The sequence below is a fragment of the Pseudomonas sp. Pseusp21 genome (genome assembly GCF_059492145.1).
Map to the genome: position 1 here is coordinate 3440769 of NZ_CP168520.1, position 19099 is coordinate 3459867.

General features: G+C 62.0%; 21 protein-coding genes. 9 read left to right on the forward strand and 12 right to left on the reverse strand.

Features of this window, described 5'->3' with window-relative positions; genetic code table 11:
- Nucleotides 1–462, forward strand: a complete 462-nt coding sequence (locus tag ACEN93_RS15715; RefSeq protein WP_074690035.1) for a TIGR02444 family protein — start codon at nucleotides 1–3, stop codon at nucleotides 460–462.
- Here ACEN93_RS15715 and ACEN93_RS15720 read toward each other — a convergent pair.
- Nucleotides 459–1640 carry an AlgP family protein gene (locus ACEN93_RS15720; protein WP_495610245.1) on the reverse strand — a complete coding sequence of 394 codons (1182 nt, stop codon included), beginning with the start codon at nucleotides 1638–1640 and terminating at the stop codon, nucleotides 459–461. The two genes, ACEN93_RS15715 and ACEN93_RS15720, sit on opposite strands and share 4 nt — an antisense overlap.
- Before the next feature lie 192 nt (nucleotides 1641–1832).
- Here ACEN93_RS15720 and ACEN93_RS15725 point away from each other — a divergent pair, with 192 nt between their 5' ends.
- Nucleotides 1833–2498, forward strand: a complete 666-nt coding sequence (locus ACEN93_RS15725; protein ID WP_039765295.1) for an FKBP-type peptidyl-prolyl cis-trans isomerase — start codon at nucleotides 1833–1835, stop codon at nucleotides 2496–2498.
- A 60-nt stretch (nucleotides 2499–2558) separates the two neighbouring features.
- On the opposite strand, the gene ACEN93_RS15730 is transcribed toward ACEN93_RS15725, so the two are convergent.
- The 7 genes from ACEN93_RS15730 to ACEN93_RS15760 all read right to left on the reverse strand — a co-directional run bounded on the left by ACEN93_RS15730 (nucleotide 2559) and on the right by ACEN93_RS15760 (nucleotide 8960).
- Nucleotides 2559–3017, reverse strand: coding sequence for an Rsd/AlgQ family anti-sigma factor (locus ACEN93_RS15730; protein ID WP_007951863.1), 459 nt, complete (start codon nucleotides 3015–3017; stop codon nucleotides 2559–2561).
- 185 nt (nucleotides 3018–3202) lie between these two features.
- The gene (locus ACEN93_RS15735) at nucleotides 3203–3754 is read right to left on the reverse strand and encodes a disulfide bond formation protein B (RefSeq protein WP_039765294.1); all 552 of its coding nucleotides are present in this window, start codon (nucleotides 3752–3754) and stop codon (nucleotides 3203–3205) included.
- 221 nt (nucleotides 3755–3975) lie between these two features.
- A complete protein-coding gene (locus tag ACEN93_RS15740) occupies nucleotides 3976–5214 on the reverse strand; it encodes a heme biosynthesis protein HemY (RefSeq protein ID WP_495610246.1) in 1239 nt (412 codons plus the stop codon).
- Complete coding sequence (locus ACEN93_RS15745; protein ID WP_039765290.1) at nucleotides 5211–6353, reverse strand: uroporphyrinogen-III C-methyltransferase; 1143 nt, start codon at nucleotides 6351–6353, stop codon at nucleotides 5211–5213. The genes ACEN93_RS15740 and ACEN93_RS15745 overlap by 4 nt, the downstream gene beginning before the upstream one ends.
- Before the next feature lie 16 nt (nucleotides 6354–6369).
- A complete protein-coding gene (locus ACEN93_RS15750; RefSeq protein WP_039765288.1) occupies nucleotides 6370–7137 on the reverse strand; it encodes a uroporphyrinogen-III synthase in 768 nt (255 codons plus the stop codon).
- Nucleotides 7134–8075 carry a hydroxymethylbilane synthase gene (gene hemC / locus ACEN93_RS15755; protein WP_039765286.1) on the reverse strand — a complete coding sequence of 314 codons (942 nt, stop codon included), beginning with the start codon at nucleotides 8073–8075 and terminating at the stop codon, nucleotides 7134–7136. The genes ACEN93_RS15750 and hemC overlap by 4 nt, the downstream gene beginning before the upstream one ends.
- Nucleotides 8076–8213: 138 nt before the next feature.
- Nucleotides 8214–8960 carry a LytR/AlgR family response regulator transcription factor gene (locus ACEN93_RS15760; RefSeq protein ID WP_039765284.1) on the reverse strand — a complete coding sequence of 249 codons (747 nt, stop codon included), beginning with the start codon at nucleotides 8958–8960 and terminating at the stop codon, nucleotides 8214–8216.
- 473 nt (nucleotides 8961–9433) lie between these two features.
- On the opposite strand from ACEN93_RS15760, the gene argH reads away from it, so the two are divergent.
- Nucleotides 9434–10828: an argininosuccinate lyase gene (argH, locus tag ACEN93_RS15765; protein ID WP_495610247.1), complete on the forward strand. Its 1395-nt coding sequence runs from the start codon at nucleotides 9434–9436 to the stop codon at nucleotides 10826–10828.
- A gap of 110 nt (nucleotides 10829–10938) precedes the next feature.
- Here the strand turns inward: argH and ACEN93_RS15770 are convergent, their stop codons facing one another.
- Entirely contained in the window at nucleotides 10939–11598 is a 660-nt protein-coding gene (locus ACEN93_RS15770; RefSeq protein WP_495610248.1) for a glutathione S-transferase family protein, read from the reverse strand.
- A gap of 123 nt (nucleotides 11599–11721) precedes the next feature.
- Between ACEN93_RS15770 and ACEN93_RS15775 the strand changes: the two genes are divergently transcribed.
- The 3 genes from ACEN93_RS15775 to ACEN93_RS15785 all read left to right on the forward strand — a co-directional run bounded on the left by ACEN93_RS15775 (nucleotide 11722) and on the right by ACEN93_RS15785 (nucleotide 15481).
- On the forward strand, nucleotides 11722–12006 hold the full coding sequence (locus tag ACEN93_RS15775) for a hypothetical protein (protein ID WP_007951881.1): 285 nt from the start codon (nucleotides 11722–11724) through the stop codon (nucleotides 12004–12006).
- Between the two features lie 191 nt (nucleotides 12007–12197).
- A complete protein-coding gene (locus ACEN93_RS15780) occupies nucleotides 12198–12443 on the forward strand; it encodes a TIGR02647 family protein (RefSeq protein ID WP_127648051.1) in 246 nt (81 codons plus the stop codon).
- 194 nt (nucleotides 12444–12637) lie between these two features.
- Nucleotides 12638–15481 carry a class I adenylate cyclase gene (locus ACEN93_RS15785; protein ID WP_495610249.1) on the forward strand — a complete coding sequence of 948 codons (2844 nt, stop codon included), beginning with the start codon at nucleotides 12638–12640 and terminating at the stop codon, nucleotides 15479–15481.
- Nucleotides 15482–15487: 6 nt separating this feature from the next.
- On the opposite strand, the gene rnk is transcribed toward ACEN93_RS15785, so the two are convergent.
- The 3 genes from rnk to cyaY form a co-directional block, all read right to left on the reverse strand.
- A complete protein-coding gene (gene rnk, locus ACEN93_RS15790; RefSeq protein WP_007951886.1) occupies nucleotides 15488–15898 on the reverse strand; it encodes a nucleoside diphosphate kinase regulator in 411 nt (136 codons plus the stop codon).
- A gap of 128 nt (nucleotides 15899–16026) precedes the next feature.
- On the reverse strand, nucleotides 16027–16251 hold the full coding sequence (locus tag ACEN93_RS15795) for a DUF1289 domain-containing protein (RefSeq protein WP_039765278.1): 225 nt from the start codon (nucleotides 16249–16251) through the stop codon (nucleotides 16027–16029).
- Between the two features lie 4 nt (nucleotides 16252–16255).
- Complete coding sequence (gene cyaY / locus ACEN93_RS15800) at nucleotides 16256–16588, reverse strand: iron donor protein CyaY (protein WP_007951887.1); 333 nt, start codon at nucleotides 16586–16588, stop codon at nucleotides 16256–16258.
- Between the two features lie 239 nt (nucleotides 16589–16827).
- On the opposite strand from cyaY, the gene lptM reads away from it, so the two are divergent.
- The 3 genes from lptM to dapF are packed head-to-tail and all read left to right on the forward strand — an operon-like array spanning nucleotide 16828 to nucleotide 19093.
- On the forward strand, nucleotides 16828–17001 hold the full coding sequence (gene lptM, locus ACEN93_RS15805; RefSeq protein ID WP_007951888.1) for an LPS translocon maturation chaperone LptM: 174 nt from the start codon (nucleotides 16828–16830) through the stop codon (nucleotides 16999–17001).
- Nucleotides 17002–17010: 9 nt separating this feature from the next.
- Nucleotides 17011–18258, forward strand: coding sequence for a diaminopimelate decarboxylase (gene lysA / locus ACEN93_RS15810; protein ID WP_039765275.1), 1248 nt, complete (start codon nucleotides 17011–17013; stop codon nucleotides 18256–18258).
- Between the two features lie 4 nt (nucleotides 18259–18262).
- Nucleotides 18263–19093, forward strand: coding sequence for a diaminopimelate epimerase (gene dapF, locus ACEN93_RS15815; RefSeq protein WP_011336523.1), 831 nt, complete (start codon nucleotides 18263–18265; stop codon nucleotides 19091–19093).
- Nucleotides 19094–19099: the final 6 nt, after the last annotated feature.

The window sequence follows — 19099 nt, forward strand, 5'->3', positions numbered from 1 at the left end:
ATGTCCTCTGACCTGTGGAGCTTTGCCCTTGCCGTCTACGCCCGTCCCGGCGTGGAGGATGCCTGCCTGCGCCTGCAATCGGCGGGGGCCAACGTGTGCCTGATGTTGTGCGGTTTATGGCTGGAACAACGCGATGCGACCTGTGACGAGGCACGCGCCCGGCAGCTTCTGGAAATGACAGAGCCTTGGGATCGGGAAGTGGTCCAGCCGTTACGCGCATTGCGCATACAGTGGAAAACCCTGGCCGACACCGATCCGGTGCTCAAGGGGATGCGTGAGCAGATCAAGGGATTGGAGCTGGAGGCGGAGCGTGCGCTGCTGTCACGACTGGAAGGCGCCGCGCAAGGCTGGAAGCGTCATTCAAAGGAATCGAGTGACTGGCTGGAAGTGCTGGCCGGCCCTGCGGCCAACCTGAACCGCGACGCGCTGCAAGTGCTGCGCGTCGCGGCGACCGGCGCTTAGGAAGCGCTGGACGGGTTGCTGGCGACGCTCGACACCGGCGCCGACGATGGCGTGGTTGCGGTGGTCGAGGTAGTGGCGGCGGGTGCAGGTGCAGCGGTCGCAGCCGGAGTTGCCGGTGCGGCAGGTTTGGCAGCAGGACCAGCGGTCGGTTTTGCTGCAGCGGGTTTCGCGGCAGCAGGCTTGGCAGCGGCAGGTTTTTTCACTGCTGGTTTTGCAGCGGGTTTCGCTGCTGGTTTGGCGGCTGGTTTAGCGGCGGTCGCTGGCTTGGCCGCGGTCGTTGCAGGCTTGGCGGCGGCAGCCGGTTTGGCGGCTGGTTTTACAGCGGGTTTGGCCGCAGCTTTTGCCACAGGCTTGGCCGCTGGTTTCGCCGCCGCTTTGGCAGCAGGTTTGGCAGCAACCGGTTTGGCAGCGGTTTTCGCCGCAGGCTTGGCAGCAGCTGTTTTGGCGGCTGGTTTAGCGGCGGCTTTAACGGCTGGTTTTGCTGTCGGCTTGGCGGCTGCTTTGGCAGCAGGTTTCGCAGCGGCAGTTCTCGCTGGAGCCGCTTTCGCAGCAGCGGTTTTCGCTGCAGGCTTGGCGGCTGGTTTTGCAGCAGCCGGTTTGGCCGCTGTGGTTTTGGCCGCAGGTTTGGCAGCGCTGGCGGCTGCGGGTTTCTTCGCGGCTGGTTTTGCAGCGGCTTTCACTGGCGCTTTTGCAGGGGCTTTCGCAGGCGCTTTGGCCGGTGCTTTTGCAGCAGGCTTGGCGGCTGCTTTTTTCGCAGGTACCGCTGCAGGTTTGGCCGAACGCAGGGACAGCGCCTTGCCTACGGCTTCTTGAACACGACCGACACCCTGGGCCAGTTTCAGGCTTTCCTGGGCATCGCGCTTGAGTTGCAGAATGTAGCTGCGGGTGTCGGACTGACGTTCCTTCAGCGCATCGAGCAGGTCTTCGAGCTCCTTCACGGCAGCCTTGGCCTTGGTCTGCGCCTTGGCTTTACCGGCCGCTGCTGCGTCCTGCAGTTTGGTGCGGGACTTGTGCAGTTTTTCTTGCGCCTTGCCGCGTTGCTTTTCCAGTTTGGCGAGCAGTTTTTCAGCATCAGCCAAGGCTTGGGAGCAAGCGTTTTCCAGATGCTCGAGCAAGCTGCCCGAGAGTTGTTGGAGTAAATGCAACGGAGTGTTTACAGGCTTCTTGGTGGCCGACATGGTTTACCTCCTGGCTGACGTGAGTGCGGCTCATACTAGACCTCTGCTGCTACCGCCGCTAGGGCATGTTGACAGTATCGAAAGCACTCGGTTGCAGGCTTGCAAAAAACTTCTGCGCATTGGCAAAAGCAGTTCACCGTTGCAGACGTTCGCGCTGGCATAATCCACCGCAATTCAGGATGGAGAGTGCCCATGTCGCGCTACTTTTTTTTATCCCTCTGCATGATTTTTTCCGTGGCTCAGGCCGACGAAAAAACGACGGCGAATGACGCCCACGATCTGGCTTACAGCCTCGGCGCCAGCCTCGGCGAACGACTGCGTCAGGAAGTACCGCAGCTCCAGATCCAGGCGTTGATCGAAGGTCTGCAGCAGGCCTATCAAGGCAAGCCGTTGGCACTGAGCGAGGCACGCATCGAGCAGATCCTCGCCGATCACGAATCGCAGACAGCCGAGCAGGCGGCGATGCCTTCGACTGAAGCCGCGATGGAAAACGAGCGACGTTTTCTCACCGCCGAAAAAGCCAAACCGGGTGTGAAGGAGCTGGCCGACGGCATCCTGCTGACCGAGCTTGCGCCGGGGAATGGCACGAAGGCCGGCCCGGATGGAAAAGTGCAGGTGCTGTACATCGGCCGACTGCCGGACGGCACCGTGTTCGATCAGAACAGCCAGCCGCAGTGGTTCAATCTCGACAGCGTGATCGCCGGCTGGCGCACCGCGCTGCAGAACATGCCGGTCGGCGCGAAGTGGCGTTTGGTGATCCCATCGGATCAGGCTTATGGCGCCGACGGTGCAGGCGACTTGATCGCGCCGTTCACACCGCTGGTGTTCGAAGTGGAATTGCGCGGCGCGACCAGTTGATCGCCCAATAAAAAACGGTGCGTTTGGGGCGCACCGTTTCTGTGTCTTGCGAGGTTCGGTTCAGGCCTGAACCGAATCCTCTTCCTTGTGTGCGGTATGCAGCACTTCGATCAGGCAGTCTTCCAGTTCGAAGCGCTCGTGAAGCAGGCCGCCCAGCTCCTTGAATTTCTCCGCAACGCATTTGCCTTCATCGCAAAGGTCGTTGAACGCGAGCAGTTTTTCGGTGATGACATCGATCCGCGGATAGATCGTCTCGGCCAGTTCCAGGCCGCGTTTGTCGTTGAAGGCCTTGGCCTCGCCCGTCAGCTGTTCGTAGATCTCGAAGTGCCCGGCCGAGACGTAATCGACCAGCACACCGCAGAATTCCTGCAAAGGCTTTCGATCCTCGGACAGCGCCTGAGGTTTGGCGCCCAGCTTGTCATAGGCAGCGATCAATTCCTCACGCTCCTGCAGCCAGCGGTCGATCAGCAGATGAACTCCACCCCAACGTTCCTGAGCATTCTGACAACTTTCGAGCATGGTGATCTCTCTTCCCTTGTGGGTCATGCTGCCCTACACCCGCGCCTCTTCTTGTGAATATTGCTTTGAGAGGCGGCCAGGCAGAGCGTCATCGAGCAACACAATTCCAATGACACGTGCGGGCCAGATTATGCCCGCACGCCTATGGCTTCAAGGTACGCAGGAGAGAAAGTTCATACAAGTGTTTAATCCCTGACCAGCGCCGGGTGCGACGGTTGGCCGCTAAGTGGTCGCTGTAAAGCCATCCAGACCTGTCGCAGCAACTGGTAAGCGGCAAGGATCGACATCCCCACGAAGAACAGCAGGCTCCACTCCGGAATGCTCAAATCGAACAGTGTCCAGGACAACTCCGTGCAATCGGCAGTGTCGTTGAACATACGCATCAGTGCGCATAACCACGGCAGGCTGCTGAACATTTCCTCCGGCCCTGGCCCGCAATGCGCCAGCCTTTGCAGGGAATCACTTTGCAACAGCACTTGTCGCCAGGCCGCCGTCATCCCGCCAAGACTGGTCAGCAACGCCATCATCCAGTACAGCGACAGACCGACACGCTGCGGCCCATGGACCGCCGCCACACCACAAAACATGGTGAGCACACACATGAACAGACGCTGGACCAGACATAGGCTGCAGGGCACCAGACCGACCGCGTATTCGAGGTAATAAGAAGCTCCCAGGGCCAGAATCCCCGCAGTGAAAGCCATAAAAAACAGGGAGCGTGAGCAGGCCAACGACATGGCTTATCCGTAACAATAAAGACAGGCAGTTACGGTAGAGGAAAGCGCCTCGGGCTTTCAAGGCAGGTCACTGGCGACACTTCATCAGAAGTGTAGGGAAATCCCGACAGGCACCGAAGGATTCGGTGTAGCCCACTGTAGGATTTTGCTCGGGAGGGGATTTACCGGTAACAATTCAGTCGCCGGGAAAGAAATGGAGGAGCAACGCTCCCCCTTTCTGATCATGCTCGAGCGGCTACCGGCAATGGTGCAGCCAGCAGGCGTTCATCCAGCATACCCAGCCCTTCCTGGAACAGCAGATTGCTGCGCTCGGTGTCACCGAGCCGGGCCAGCAGCCGCGCCAACTCGGCGCACGCTTCCGGATTGCGCTGCACTCGCAGACTGCTTTCCAGGTAGTCCCGCGCCTTGCCCCACAGACTGGCTTGCAGGCACAGGCGTCCCAGCGTCAGCAGCAGGCTGGCATCGCCCGGATGATCCTTGAGCCAGCCTTCAGCCGTCTGCAACTGACGTGTCGGATCATTACCGCGCACCAGACCGTAGAGACGCGCCAGATGACTGTCGTACTTGCGCTTGAGCGCCGTACGCAACACTTCTTCCGCTTCGACCTGGGCGCCCAGCTGACGCAGCTGCTCGGCGTAGGCCAGCACCAGCGCCGGCTCCTGGCGCTGGGCAGAAGTCAGTTGCTGCCATGCGCGGTTGAGCGACTGTAAACCGACTGCGCCGTCCTCTTCACGCTGGGCCGCGAGGGACAGGTTTTCCCCCCAGGCGCGACGTTCGAGTTCGGTCAGTTCGGACGGTGGCAGGACTTTGTCCTTGCGCAGCTCCGGCAACAACCGAATCACGGACGACCAGTCACCGCGCTGCTGATGCAGGCGCTGCAACTGTCGCAAGGTCTGGACATTGTGCGGATGGCGTTCGTGCATCGCCTGCAAGGTGACCAGCGCCCCATCGGTATCGCCACGATCGGTCTGCAACTGCGCATGGCTGAGGGCGATCGCCAGCTCGGCCTGCGGCTGACGCTCGAGGGCGCGTTCCAGCAGGCGATCGCTTTCCTCGTAGTTGCCTTGTTCGTTGGCGGCTCGAGCAGCCCCCAGGTAATACAGCAACGGTTGACGCTCGGCTTCAGCGGCCCGGTACAGGTGACGCTGGGCGCTGGCCCAGCGGCCTTCGGCCAGGTCGAGCTGACCATGCTCGATTGCTACCTGCACGCGGCGGCTGCGGTTACGACGCGACCATGGATTGACCACACCGCCAGAGGTCAGCACCAGCTCGACCAGCGCCTTGATGCCCCAGACCAGCAGCCACAGCACCGCCACCACCGCCAGGGTCGCCCACAGGCTCGATTCATAACGAAAGCTTTTGTAGGCGACCAGCACGTAACCGGAATGCTCGGCAATCGCCAGGCCCAGCGCCGCCGTTGCCGCGATCACAAGAAACACGATCACATACAGGCGCTTCATGGTGTCGCCTCCTGCGCAGTACTGGCGGCCGGTTTGGCGAAGGGTTTCACCGAATCTTCGGCGTTGACGTTGCGGCGCTCCAGATACGCCTGCACTGCGCTCAAGGTTCCGGCGAGATCCGGCGTATTGACGGTAACCGGTTGCTTGCTCAATTCCGCAACCTGCTCGAGCATGATTTTGCTCTGCGGGTTGTCCGGGTTGAAGTTGCCCGTGAGCACGTCACGCGCTTCGGCCAGGGCCTGGGTGTACACCGGTGCCTGACCGTTGAGCGCGGCCCATTGCGCCTGTTCGAGCGCAAGGCTCAGGGCCAGACGCACCTGGCTCAGGCTCTGACCGGCGAGCAGCGGCCGGACGTTTTTGTCAGCGTTGAAATCGATGCGGATGTAGCGCGAGATCTGATCCCACCACTGCGCCCAGCGACTGGCGCCGTCGCCATCGGAGGTCAGGCCCAGCAGCGAATCACCGCGATCCTTGTATTCCGGCGCCAGCTCGGTGAGGCCGACGACCTGATCACGCAAAGCGCCCAGGCGCAGGAACAACCCGGTACGATCCGGCTGCTCGGTGCTGCGCAGCGCCACCAGGGTTTTCGCCACTTGCTCACGGGCGGCGAACGAGCCGGGATCATTCTGTTCGCGCAGGATTTCGTCGGCACCCTGCACCAGCGCCTGGGCGCTGCTGATGTCCTGGAGGGCGGAAAGACGCAGGCTGGCCAGACGCAGCAAGTGCTCGGCCTCGGCCAGACGCCAGTCCTTGCGGCTGGCGCCGAGGACTGTTTCCAGACGCTGGTTGAGGCGTTGCTGATCGCCCTGAAGTTGCGACACCAGACGCTGGCGATCGGCAAGTTCATCGGCGCCGGGCAATTGCCCGAGGCGTTCGGTCAGTCGTTGCTCATTGAGCTTCAGGGTCTGGGCCTGATCGTTCAACGCCTGAACCTGACTCAACTGATTCTGAGTGCTGGTCTGCAGGTGTCGCACCTGCCAGACACCCCAGCCACCCACCGCAACACCGGCAGCGCCGAGCAGCAGCGCGAGAATGGCCAATCCGTTGCCTCGGCGCGGTTCCGCGGCCGGTGGCGGTACATCAACCGGTGCATCGATCACAGGTTGAACGTCATCTTTAGGCAAGGCTGTTTCGCTCACGTATCCATCCTTTGCATTAGAGAACGGGCACGGGATGCTCCCGTAACGCCGTCAGCAAGGCCGCGGCACTGGCGCCGCGACAATCCACAACTGTTCGGGCCCCGGCGGCACTGGCCTGCTCGGCAACCCTTGGGCTTGGAACAAACAACGGCAACCGCGCAAGCACCGGCCAGGTATCACCAGCCAGTTGGCGCAGGTGCTCAAAACCCTGTCCACTGCTGACCACCAGCCCGTTCAGGCGTTCCGCTGCAATCCTGCGGGGCAGCTCCTGCGGCGGATAGACCGGCAGGTCGCGACGGTACAACTCCAAGTATTCGACACTAGCACCAAGCGCGCGCAGGCGCTCGGCCAGCAGCTCGCGTCCACCCTCCCCGCGCAGGATCAATACCTGCGAACCGGGCACGGCCACCGCCTCAAGCAGACGCGGCAATTGCAGCAAGGCCTCGCTGTCGTCACCCGCGTCCGGGAAGCTCACATCCAGCCCCCGATCCCGAAGGATGGCTGCGGTCGCCGCGCCTACGCTGAACCACGGCATCGTCGGCGTCGCCAGACCCAGAGCGTCGAGCAGATCCACCGCGATCCGCGCCGCCGGTTTGCTGACCACGATCACCGCGCTGTAGCGCGGCAGTTGCATGATCGTGCGGCGCATTGTGTCAGAGACCGGCAGAGGGGCGATTTCCAAAAGCGGCAGACAGCTGCTGAAAAACCCTTGTTCGGCCAGCACGGCGGCGAGCGCCGAACAGTCCTCCGCCGGGCGCGTCAGCAGCAGGCGCCAGGCGGTCACTCGTGACCTGCCTCGCCGTAGACCGCCTTGAGAATATCGTCGGCGCCTTGGCCGAGCAGGTCTTCGGCAACCTGTACGCCCAGCGTCTCGGCTGCCGCGCGCGGTGCCCGTGCTTGTGCGCTGAGCAGCTTGCCGCCGCTCGGTTCGCCCACCAGACCGCGCAGCCACAACTGATCGCCTTCGAGCACGGCGTAGCAAGCGATCGGCACCTGGCAGCCGCCATTCAGATGTTTGTTGAGAGCACGCTCGGCGGTGACACGGTCGGCGGTGTCGGCGTGATGCAGGGGCGCGAGCAAGGCATGGATTTCGGTGTCGGCGCTGCGACATTCGATACCGACGGCGCCCTGGCCACCGGCCGGCAGGCTGTCATCGACGCTGATGGCCGAGGTGATGCGATCTTCGAAACCGAGGCGGATCAGGCCGGCTGCCGCGAGGATGATCGCGTCATACTCGCCGGCGTCGAGCTTGGCCAGACGGGTGTTGACGTTGCCACGCAGGAAACGGATCTCGAGATCCGGACGGCGTGTCAGCAACTGCGCCTGACGCCGCAGGCTGGAAGTGCCGACGATGCTGCCGGCGGGTAATGCATCGAGGCTGGAATAAGTGTTGGAGACAAACGCGTCACGGGGATCTTCGCGCTCGCAGATGCAGAACAGACCGAGGCCTTCGGGGAAATCCATCGGCACGTCTTTCATCGAATGCACGGCGATGTCGGCTTCGTTTTCCAGCAGCGCGGTTTCCAGTTCCTTGACGAACAGGCCCTTGCCACCGATTTTCGACAGGGGCGAATCGAGCAGCTTGTCGCCGCGACTGACCATGGGCACCAGCGTCACCAGCAGGCCCGGGTGGGATGCTTCAAGACGGGCTTTGACGTATTCGGCCTGCCAGAGGGCCAGAGCACTTTTGCGGGTGGCGATGCGGATTTCGCGAGAGGACATGGATCAATCCGTACTGAATAGATACGGCGGATAATAACAGCTCAGCCAAATCCACTTTGACCTGAATCAGATACGGCGTGGCCTCCCTGGCCTGCAATGCCTGGTGAAATGAACGAAGAACCGCCCGAAGCCTGCGGACTAAAGCCCCTGCATCATTTTGCGCACGCCCGCCACATGTCGACGGCTGACAATCAGCGCGTCACCGTTGAGGCCCTTGAGGAACAACTGGAAGTGGCCCAGCGGTGTGCGTTGCAGTCGCTCGATACGGTCGCGGGCGACCAGTGCGTTGCGGTGGATCCGCACGAAGCGCTCGCCAAATTCGTCTTCCAGCGCCTTGAGCGGCTCATCCAGAAGGACTTCGCCAGCTTCGTGGCGCAAGGTCACGTATTTGTGGTCGGCAATGAAGTACACCACCTGATCCAGCGGGATCAGTTCGATGCCTTTGCGGGTCCGGGCGCTGATGTGGCTGCGCGGGCCGTTACCGCTTTCGGCGGCAGGACGGGTCAGGGCCGAGAGTTGGGCCCGGTTGGGACGTTCAGCCCGTTTCAGGGCGTCATGCAGATGTTCGGTTCGCACGGGTTTCACCACATAGCCCACGGCGCTGGCCTGCAGGGCCTCCACGGCAAATTCATCGGGACCTGCGCAAAACACCACGGCCGGCGGGGTTTCGCGTTCGCACAGACGGGCAGCCACCTGCAGGCCATCGAGGCCCGGCATGCGGATATCGAGCAGTACGATATCCGGCTTGTGGCTGTCGATCAGTGCCAACGCCTCTTCGCCATTGGTGGCGCTGGGCTCCAGGATTGTGTAGCCCTCGAGCTCGCTCACCATTCGGCTGAGTCGCTCGCGGGCCAGTGGTTCGTCATCAACGATCAGGACATTCATATTGCGCTGGATTCCTGCGTGAGTCTCGCACAAGGATAGCGTAGACAAGTGGAGTGACGTCCGTCACCGCGATCCACGCTAAGACTAGCGCTAGCGCCAAAAAGTGCCGTACGTCGGCCGGCAATATTTGCCGACACCCGCAACGTACCGCCCGACGCCCGTCGCCGACTGCGTTTTACGCAGGGTATGCCAATGGCCAATACACCCACCCCTCTCTCTTCTTATAGTCGGTGGCCGGATCTTTGCCCGATCCGTGGTCACCCGACCCCTATGTCCTACTGTAGACGCTCGTCGGGCCGATATTGCTCAATCGGAAAATATCCTTGCGCAAATCCCCCGGGGACGCCGACAACTATGGCGGAGCGAATGAGAAAAAAACGTATCGACCAGTGTCAGCGACAGGATTGGCAACCCTGTTATTATCCGCGCCAGCGTTTCACGCCTTCTTTCTTCAAGCCGATACGAGCGAATTCATGAGCACTGACAAGACCAATCAGTCCTGGGGCGGCCGCTTCAGTGAACCCGTCGACGCCTTCGTCGCCCGCTTCACCGCCTCCGTCACTTTCGACCAGCGCCTGTATCGCCACGACATCATGGGCTCGATCGCCCACGCCACCATGCTGGCCAAGGTCGGCGTGCTGACGGATGCCGAGCGCGACAGCATCATCGATGGCCTGAAGACCATCCAGGGCGAAATCGAGGCCGGCCAGTTCGACTGGCGCGTCGACCTCGAAGACGTGCACATGAACATCGAGGCACGCCTGACCGACCGCATCGGCGTCACCGGCAAGAAGCTGCACACCGGCCGCAGCCGTAACGACCAGGTCGCCACCGACATACGCCTGTGGCTGCGTGACGAGATCGACCTGATCCTGAGCGAAATCACCCGCCTGCAAAAAGGCCTGCTGGAGCAGGCCGAGCGTGAAGCCGCCAGCATCATGCCGGGCTTCACCCACCTGCAGACCGCTCAGCCGGTGACCTTCGGGCACCACATGCTGGCCTGGTTCGAAATGCTCAGCCGCGACTACGAGCGTCTGGTCGACTGCCGCAAGCGCACCAACCGCATGCCGCTGGGCAGCGCCGCACTGGCCGGCACCACTTACCCGATCGACCGCGAATACACCGCGCAACTGCTGGGCTTCGACGCCGTCGGCGGCAACTCGCTGGACAACGTGTCCGACCGTGACTTCGCCATCGAATTCTGCTCGGCCGCGAGCATCGCGATGATGCACCTGTCGCGCTTCTCCGAAGAGCTGGTGCTGTGGACCAGCGCGCAGTTCCAGTTCATCGATCTGCCGGACCGTTTCTGCACCGGCAGCTCGATCATGCCGCAAAAGAAAAACCCGGATGTGCCGGAGCTGGTACGTGGCAAGACCGGTCGGGTATTCGGCGCCCTGATGGGCCTGCTGACCCTGATGAAAGGCCAGCCGCTGGCCTACAACAAGGACAACCAGGAAGACAAGGAGCCGCTGTTCGACGCCGCCGACACCTTGCGCGACTCGCTGCGTGCCTTTGCCGACATGATCCCGGCGATCAAACCGAAACACGCGATCATGCGCGAAGCGGCGCTGCGCGGTTTCTCCACCGCTACCGATCTGGCCGACTATCTGGTGCGCCGTGGCCTGCCGTTCCGTGATTGCCACGAGATCGTCGGCCACGCCGTGAAGTACGGCGTCGACACCGGCAAGGATCTGGCGGAAATGAGCCTGGAAGAACTGCGCCAGTTCAGCGACCAGATCGAGCAGGACGTGTTCGCCGTTCTGACCCTCGAAGGCTCGGTAAATGCCCGTGACCACATCGGCGGCACTGCGCCGGCGCAGGTCAAGACTGCCGTGGTTCGCGGTCAGGCGTTGATCGCCAGCCGCTAAAAGCCAAAAGCATCGCCAGCAGGCTGGCTCCCACATTCTGGATCTGTGAATACAAATTCAGTGTGGGAGCCAGCCTGCTGGCGATTGCTCTTTCAAAAACGCTAAAACTGCTACTTCTTCGCAGCGATCATCGCCAAAAACGCCGGCATCGCCGCATCTTTATCCGCCGCAATCTTCTGCACGTGCGGATTCTGCTCAAGCCGCTCCAGCAGCGCCTTGGCCTTCGGCATCTGCGCCAGCAAATCCAGACCGAACAGCTTGTGCCCCACCGCAACTGCCAACGGCACGCTGTAGAGGAAGTACAAATCCGCAATAGTCAGGCTGTCGCCCGCCACATAAGGGGCGAACTTGCCGTGACGGCCCAGTGCCGCAAAGCCCAGCAGCAATTCAGCCTTGGTTTTCTCCTTGATCGCTTCCGGCAGCGTCGTACCGAAAAACGCCTCGCCATAGCAGGCACGGGCCGGCAGCTCGATGTACAGCTCGATTTCCTTGGCCACCGCCAGCACCTGAGCGCGGGCAAACGGCTCGGTCGGCAACAGCGGGACACCCTTCTGGCTGCTTTCAAGGTATTCGAGCATCACCATCGTTTCATTGATGTAGCCACCTTCGGTCCCCAGCACCGGCACCTTGCCGCGCGGGCTGATGGCCAGGGACTCCGGCGTTGGCGTCGGGTAGAACGTGACCTCTTCGAACGGCAGGTCTTTTTCCAGCAGCGCCAGCTTGACCATGTTGTAGTAGTTGCTGACGGAGAATCCATAGAGCTTGAACATCACATAGCCTCCAGGCCGTGCGGGGTGGGCAGTGCCTGTTTATAGATCGCACCAGGGATTCGCGCCAGCAGCATCACGCCGCTGAATGCGGGTAAACTGGCGCCTTTCCTTGAGGAGCCTGCCATGAGCGAGCCGACTGACATCGACAATGATGAAGAAGAGTTCACCGAATCGACGCTGATCGAAGCGATCGAGAACCAGATCGAAAGCGACAACCCGCCAGCGGCCAAGGCAACCTTCAACAAACTGACGCTGGTCGGTTACGAGCGTGATGACATCCTGAATCTGATGGCCCACGTGCTGGCCTGTGAAATCGACGCGATGCTCGACGAAGACCGCGCGTTCGATACCGAGTGGTACGAAACCGCGCTGCGCGCACTGCCCGAGCTGCCACCGGAAAAGCAGTAAACGGCCCCGCCCTGTGGGAGCCCGCCTGCTCCCACACAATTTGTCACCCATCTGCGCGGTCTTCTCCCGCTCCCTGACTACACTGGAATCCACCCCGGGACAAAAACCCTGACACGCGCACTGGACAGGCCACGCCGGCAGGTTCACCTTAGGGGCGCTGTCGTCCAATTCCTAGAAAGTCTGGAGTCCTTATGTCGCTTACCCCTGAGTTGGTTGCCGAACTGGAAGTCCTCGCACTCTTCAACCTGGACAGTTCCCAGGAAGGTCTGAAAATTCATCAGACCGCTGCCCCGAAGCACATTGCCGCCGCACAACGCCTGTTCGAAAAAGAACTGACAGACCAGCCTGATGGCGGTTACCTGACCAGCCTCGGTCGCGATGCCGCACAAAACGTGCAAACCGTACTGACGATTCTCAGAGAGCAGCAAACCGCCTGATTTTCCCGACTTTGCCCACGGAAACCCCTGCCACGGGATTTCCGCGGGCCAGCCATGAACGTCCCCCATCGCCGCGCGATAGAAATCTGACGTCAAAAAACAAATTCAGCTTAAAACTCCTGCCGCTCAGGCGCTAAACTCCCGGACACCCGAGACCCCTTGCCTCCGAGCCCTGCGCGCCGGTTTGAGCCGACATGACCCGCACCCATGAAATCCGCCCCGACCTGGACGAAGGCATCGACCGCAAGGTACTCAGCCAGCTACGTGCACGTTTTCTGAAACTCAATGAAGGCCGCCTGAACCGGGCGCTGGAAGGTCTTTCGACGCGCCAGCAAAGTGTGCTGACGCTGCTGCCGCTGTTTTTCCACGTCAATCATCCGCTGTTGCCGGGTTATGTCTCGGGCAGTACGCCGGCCGGGCTGTCGAATTACGAACCGGACGCCGATGCGCTTGCCGAAGCCCAGCGCCTGACCCGCTCGTTCTCCTACAAGCCGCGTCACGGCAGCAACCCGCCACGGCCGATTCACGGTCTGTTCCTGATGGGCAGCCTCGGCACCCTGGCCCAGGCGGACCAGAGCGACATGGACGTGTGGGTCTGCCACGCCCCCGACCTGAGCGACAGCGAACTCGCCGAGCTGCGCAAGAAATGCCAATTGCTCGAAACCTGGGCTGCCAGCCAGGGGGCCGAGGCGCACTTCTTCCTGATCGACCCGGTGCGCTTCGTCAAAGGCGAACGCGACACCCAGCTCAGCTCCGAAGATTGCGGCACCACCCAGCACTATCTGCTGCTGGACGAGTTCTACCGCACCGCGATCTGGCTGGCCGGGCGCACGCCGATCTGGTGGCTGGTGCCGGTCTACGAAGAACGCGCCTATGACGCGTACACCCACACCCTGATTTCCAAGCGTTTCATCCGCAACGATGAAACACTCGACCTGGGGCCGATGGCGCACATTCCGCCGGGGGAATTCGTAGGCGCCGGGCTGTGGCAACTGTTCAAGGGCATCGAGTCACCTTACAAATCGGTGCTCAAGCTGCTGCTGACCGAGGTCTACGCCAGCGAACATCCCGAGGTGCAGTGCCTGAGCCTGCGTTTCAAGCAGGCGGTGTTCGCCAATCGGCTGGACCTCGACGAGCTGGATCCGTACATGGTGGTTTACCGGCGGATCGAGGAATACCTCACAGCGCGCAACGAACCGGAGCGGCTTGAGCTGGTACGCCGTGCGCTGTACCTCAAGGTCAACCGCAAGCTCACCGGCAACAGCCGAACCCAGAGTTGGCAGCGCTCACTGCTGGAAAGACTGGCCAGCGAATGGCATTGGGATCAGCGGCAACTGGCGCTGCTCGACAGCCGCAGCCAGTGGAAAGTCCGCCAGGTCAGCGCCGAACGCCGGGCGCTGGTCAACGAACTCAATTACAGCTATCGATTCCTGACCCAGTTTGCTCGCGCAGAGCAGACCGTCAGCCTGATCAACAAACGCGACCTCAACGTTCTCGGACGGCGCCTGTATGCGGCGTTCGAGCGCAAGGCGGACAAGGTCGAGTTCATCAATCCCGGCATCGCCCCGGACCTGGCCGAAGACACCCTGACCCTGGTGCAATCGCCGAACAAAAAGGAACCGGGCCAGACCCAATGGGGCCTGTACAACGGCAGCCTGACGGCGCTGGAGTGGGAACACTTCGCGCCGATCAAGCGCAGCCGCGAGTTGCTGGAATTGTTGACCTGGTGCCACCGCAACGGCGTGATCGACAGCAGCACCCGACTGGCCCTGCACCCCGGCACCAGCGACATGAGCGAGTTCGAGCTGTTCAACCTGCTCGGCAGCCTGCAACAGAGCATCCCCCTGCCCTTGCCGACCGTTGCCGAAGAACCGCTGCTGCGCGCCGCCGTACCGAACGAAGTCTTGATGCTGGTGAATGTCGGGGTCGATCCGCTCAAGCATCACCGCGACCTGAACATCCTGATGACCACCGAGCGTACCGATTCGCTGAGCTACGCCGGTGTGCGCGAGAACCTGGTGTTGACCCTGGATCAGGTCACGCTCAACAGCTGGAACGAAGTGCTGGTCAACCGCTTCGATGGCCCGCATGCCCTGATGGACTGCCTGCGCGATTACCTCAACAATCTGCCGCGCGGAGCGCAACAGCCGTCGCTGCGAGTGCGCTGCTTCTGTCACAACCGCGCGCAGTTCATCGCGCGACGGGTGGAAGAAATCATCGACACCGCGCAGACCCTGTTGCTCAGCGACCTGAATCACCGCTACCTGATCCAGGTGCAGCAGCATTACCACGTGCTGGAACTGGTGCCGGGTCAGGTCAACCATGTCGCCCTCGCCACCCTGCCGGCGCTGCTCGATTACCTGGGCGAGGAACAGCCGCGCTACAGCCCGCTGCACCTGGACCCGATGGCGCTGGAAGACCACGACCTGGCGCTGATCCTGCCGATGGGCCAGCCTGAATGCATTCAGGTGTTCTACCGGATCACCGAACAAACTGCCGAGCTGTACGTACTCGACGAATTCAATGCGCTGTGGCAACAGCACTTGCCCTTTCACGACGAGCAAAGCCTGTTGGTGCCATTGCAGCGGTTCCTGCAGTCGATCCAGTTCCGCCGCGAAGCGCTGCTGCCGATGGATGCGGGCCATGCCGCCAGCCTTGAAATCTTGTATTACCAGTTATTGCCATCAGGGCCGGGACGCGCGCGACGGGTCGAAATGCGCCCGGCGCCGCAGACGCCGGTCAACAAACCGTTCTACGACGTGCAGGCGATCGTCGGCAAAGCCGCGCCCGGCGAGGTGCAGGTCACGCTGTATTGCAATCAACGGGAATTCAGCGAGCTGGAACATGGTGACCAGCTGTTCAGCGTGGTCGCCCGGGAGATCGTCGGGCAGCGCCGGGAAACCGAGCGCTACCGCTGCTACATCACCGACCTGGACCTGTCGGGCGTGATCGGTGACGGGCAGAGTTCGAGCAATCTGTATCTGCGTTACAAGGCCGACCTTGAACGCTCTCTGAACGAGGCGCTCGAGCAGGTCTGAGGCGGGTTACTCCGGGAAATCACCGCCGTTGGCCGGCTGCGATTCGACTTCGAGCAAGGTCAGTTTCAGGGTCTTGCCGCCCGGGGCTGGCCAGTCGATGTGCTGACCAACCTTCAGGCCCAGCAGCGCACTGCCGACCGGGGCCAGGATCGAGACTTTGCCTTCGTCGGCATTGGCGTGCTTCGGATAGACCAGGGTCAGGTGGTAGTCCTTACCGCTGCTTTCTTCGCGGCAGTGCACACGGGAATTCATCGTCACGACATCGGCAGGCACTTCATCGTGACCGACCAGGGTATCGGCGCGGTCCAGTTCGGTTTGCAGCGCGATCACGCCCGGCAGCGTGTCATCCAGGCTGTCGATCAGGCGCTCCAGACGTTGCACGTCCAGACGGGTAAGGGTGATGGAAGGTGCGGTCATGATCCGGGCAGACTCCTTTCTTCTGCACACAAAAAAAGCAAAACCCCGCCAAAAAAGACGGGGTTTTCACCAGGCCTCGATGGGTTGAGGCGTTTCCGGACACTATCACAGCTCAAAAAATATACAAGCTACGCGCCGGCGAGCTGCCGGCGCTGAGCGGCCTGCGCACAAATCACCCGGCGGCGCTCGTCATCGGCCGCACGCCACTCGCGGATGTCTTCGACATGGCGCATGCAGCCGAGGCAGACCTTCTGCTCATCCAGCCGGCACACGCCGGTGCACGGCGAAGGCACGGCCGGGCTGACGTTGCTGTAGAGCGGCTTCGGCGGACGGGCGGGCGCGGTGTCAGTCACGAAATCACAGGCCTTCGAAATCGAATTCGGTGCCGGCCTGCTGCTTGACGATGCGCTCGAGCATTTCGCCCAGCTGTTCTTCGCTCTTGTCGCACATCCAGCGTTCGCTTTCTTCGTCGTAGTCGAAGTGGAAACCACCGGACACGGCGGCCAGCCACAGCTGACGCAACGGTTCCTGACGGCTGAAGATCAGCTGGGTGCCGTTTTCGAACTTGACGGTCAGCACACCGGCCGAGTTCTCCATGTCGATGTCCAGGTCGCTGTCGTCGAAGATGTCTTCCAGTTTTTCCTGGGTTTCATCGACCAGATCGTGGAAACGGGCTTCGGACAAACTCATTGCGGCAACCTCAAAAAATGTCTGATCAGGCTCAAGCGCCGCAAGATACGGACGCTGCCAGCCGATTGCAAAGGATAACGACCAAGCGCCCTGCCCGGCGACGAAATATCCACCCGCCACGCGGGAAAAGTTTCCGCGCCGCAGCCCGAGCCCCGCCGGACGGGAGTTCCGTCGCATAGGCAAGCTGCCGGGTGGCCGGTATACTCCGGCGCAATTAACGCATTTTCAAGGATTTCGCCATGAAGCGCCTGATCTCTTCCCTTGCTGCGCTCGTCGCGGTTGCCTGTCTCGTTTCGGCCTGCGGTCAGAAAGGCCCGCTGTACCTGCCCGATGAAGATCAGGACCCGGCCGAGCAAGCCCAGTCTTCGCAAAAGCAGCCTGTCTCCAAGGCACACAAGCACGACGTTTACTAAGGGATCGCCATGGACGCTTTTAACTACCGTGGCGGGGAGCTGTTCGCGGAAGGTGTGGCGCTGTCCGCCATCGCCGATCGCTTCGGCACACCGACCTACGTCTACTCCCGCGCCCACATCGAGGCCCAGTACCTGGCCTACGCCGATGCGCTGGCCGGCATGCCGCACCTGGTATGCTTCGCGGTCAAGGCCAACTCCAACCTCGGCGTCCTGAATGTCCTGGCCCGTATCGGCGCCGGTTTCGACATCGTCTCCCGTGGCGAGCTGGAACGCGTGCTGGCCGCCGGCGGCAGCCCGGACAAGATCGTGTTCTCCGGCGTTGGCAAGACCCGTGACGACATGCGCCGTGCGCTGGAAGTCGGCGTGCATTGCTTCAACGTCGAATCCACCGACGAGCTCGAGCGCCTGCAAGTGGTCGCCGCCGAGTTGGGCGTTCGCGCGCCGATCTCGCTGCGCGTGAACCCGGACGTCGATGCCGGCACCCACCCGTACATCTCCACCGGTCTCAAAGAGAACAAGTTCGGCATCGCCATCACCGACGCCGAAGACGTGTACGTGCGTGCCGCGCACTTGCCGAACCTGGAAGTGGTCGGCGTCGACTGCCACATCGGTTCGCAACTGACCACTCTGCCGCCGTTCCTCGATGCCCTTGATCGCCTGCTGGATCTGGTCGATCGCCTTGGCGATTGCGGCATCCACCTGCGCCACATCGATCTCGGTGGCGGCCTGGGTGTGCGTTATCGCGACGAAGAGCCGCCATTGGCTGCCGATTACATCAAGGCTGTGCGCGAGCGCCTGGTCGGCCGTGATCTGGCGCTGGTGTTCGAACCGGGCCGCTTCATCGTCGCCAACGCCGGCGTGCTGCTGACTCAAGTCGAATACCTCAAGCACACCGAGCACAAAGACTTCGCCATCGTCGACGCGGCCATGAACGACCTGATCCGCCCGGCGCTGTACCAGGCCTGGATGGACGTGACCGCGGTCAAGCCGCGCGACACCGCTGCACGCAAGTACGACGTGGTCGGCCCGATCTGCGAAACCGGCGACTTCCTCGCCAAGGAACGCGAACTGGCGCTGGAAGAAGGCGATCTGCTGGCCGTGCATTCGGCCGGTGCCTACGGTTTCGTGATGAGCTCCAACTACAACACCCGCGGCCGTGCCGCCGAAGTGCTGGTGGATGGCGATCAGGCCTTTGAAGTGCGTCGCCGCGAAACCGTGGCCGAGCTGTTTGCCGGCGAAAGCCTGCTGCCGGAGTAACCCCATGCTGCTGCGTTTTACCAAGATGCACGGCCTGGGCAACGACTTCATGGTCCTCGACCTGGTCAGCCAGCACGCGCATATTCAGCCCAAGCACGCAAAAATGTGGGGCGACCGGCACACCGGCATCGGTTTCGACCAGTTGCTGATCGTCGAAGCGCCGAGCAATCCGGATGTGGACTTCCGTTACCGGATCTTCAACTCCGACGGTTCCGAAGTGGAGCAGTGCGGCAATGGTGCGCGCTGCTTCGCCCGCTTCGTGCTCGACAAGCGTCTGACCGCCAAACGGCAGATCCGCGTCGAGACCAAGGGCGGCATCATCGAACTGGACGTGCGTAACGACGGCCAGATCGGCGTGAACATGGGCGCCCCGCGCCTGGTGCCGGCGGACATTCCGTTCCAGGCGCCGGAGCAGGCCCTGAGTTATCAGGTCGATGTCGACGGTACGCCGGTCGATCTGGCCGCGGTGTCCATGGGCAACCCCCATGCGGTGCTGCGAGTCAGCGATATCAACACTGCACCGGTGCATGAACTGGGGCCGAAAATCGAACATCACCCGCGCTTTCCGGCGCGGGTCAACGTCGGTTTTCTCCAGGTCATCGACCGCCATCGCGCGCAACTGCGCGTCTGGGAACGCGGCGCCGGGGAAACCCAGGCCTGCGGCACCGGTGCCTGCGCTGCTGCTGTAGCGGCGATCAGTCAGGGGTGGATGGATTCGCCGCTGTTGATCGACCTGCCGGGCGGGCGTCTGTCCATTGAGTGGGCAGGCCCCGGCCAACCGGTGTTGATGACCGGCCCGGCAGTGCGCGTATACGAAGGACAAGTGCGTCTTTGAGTGAGC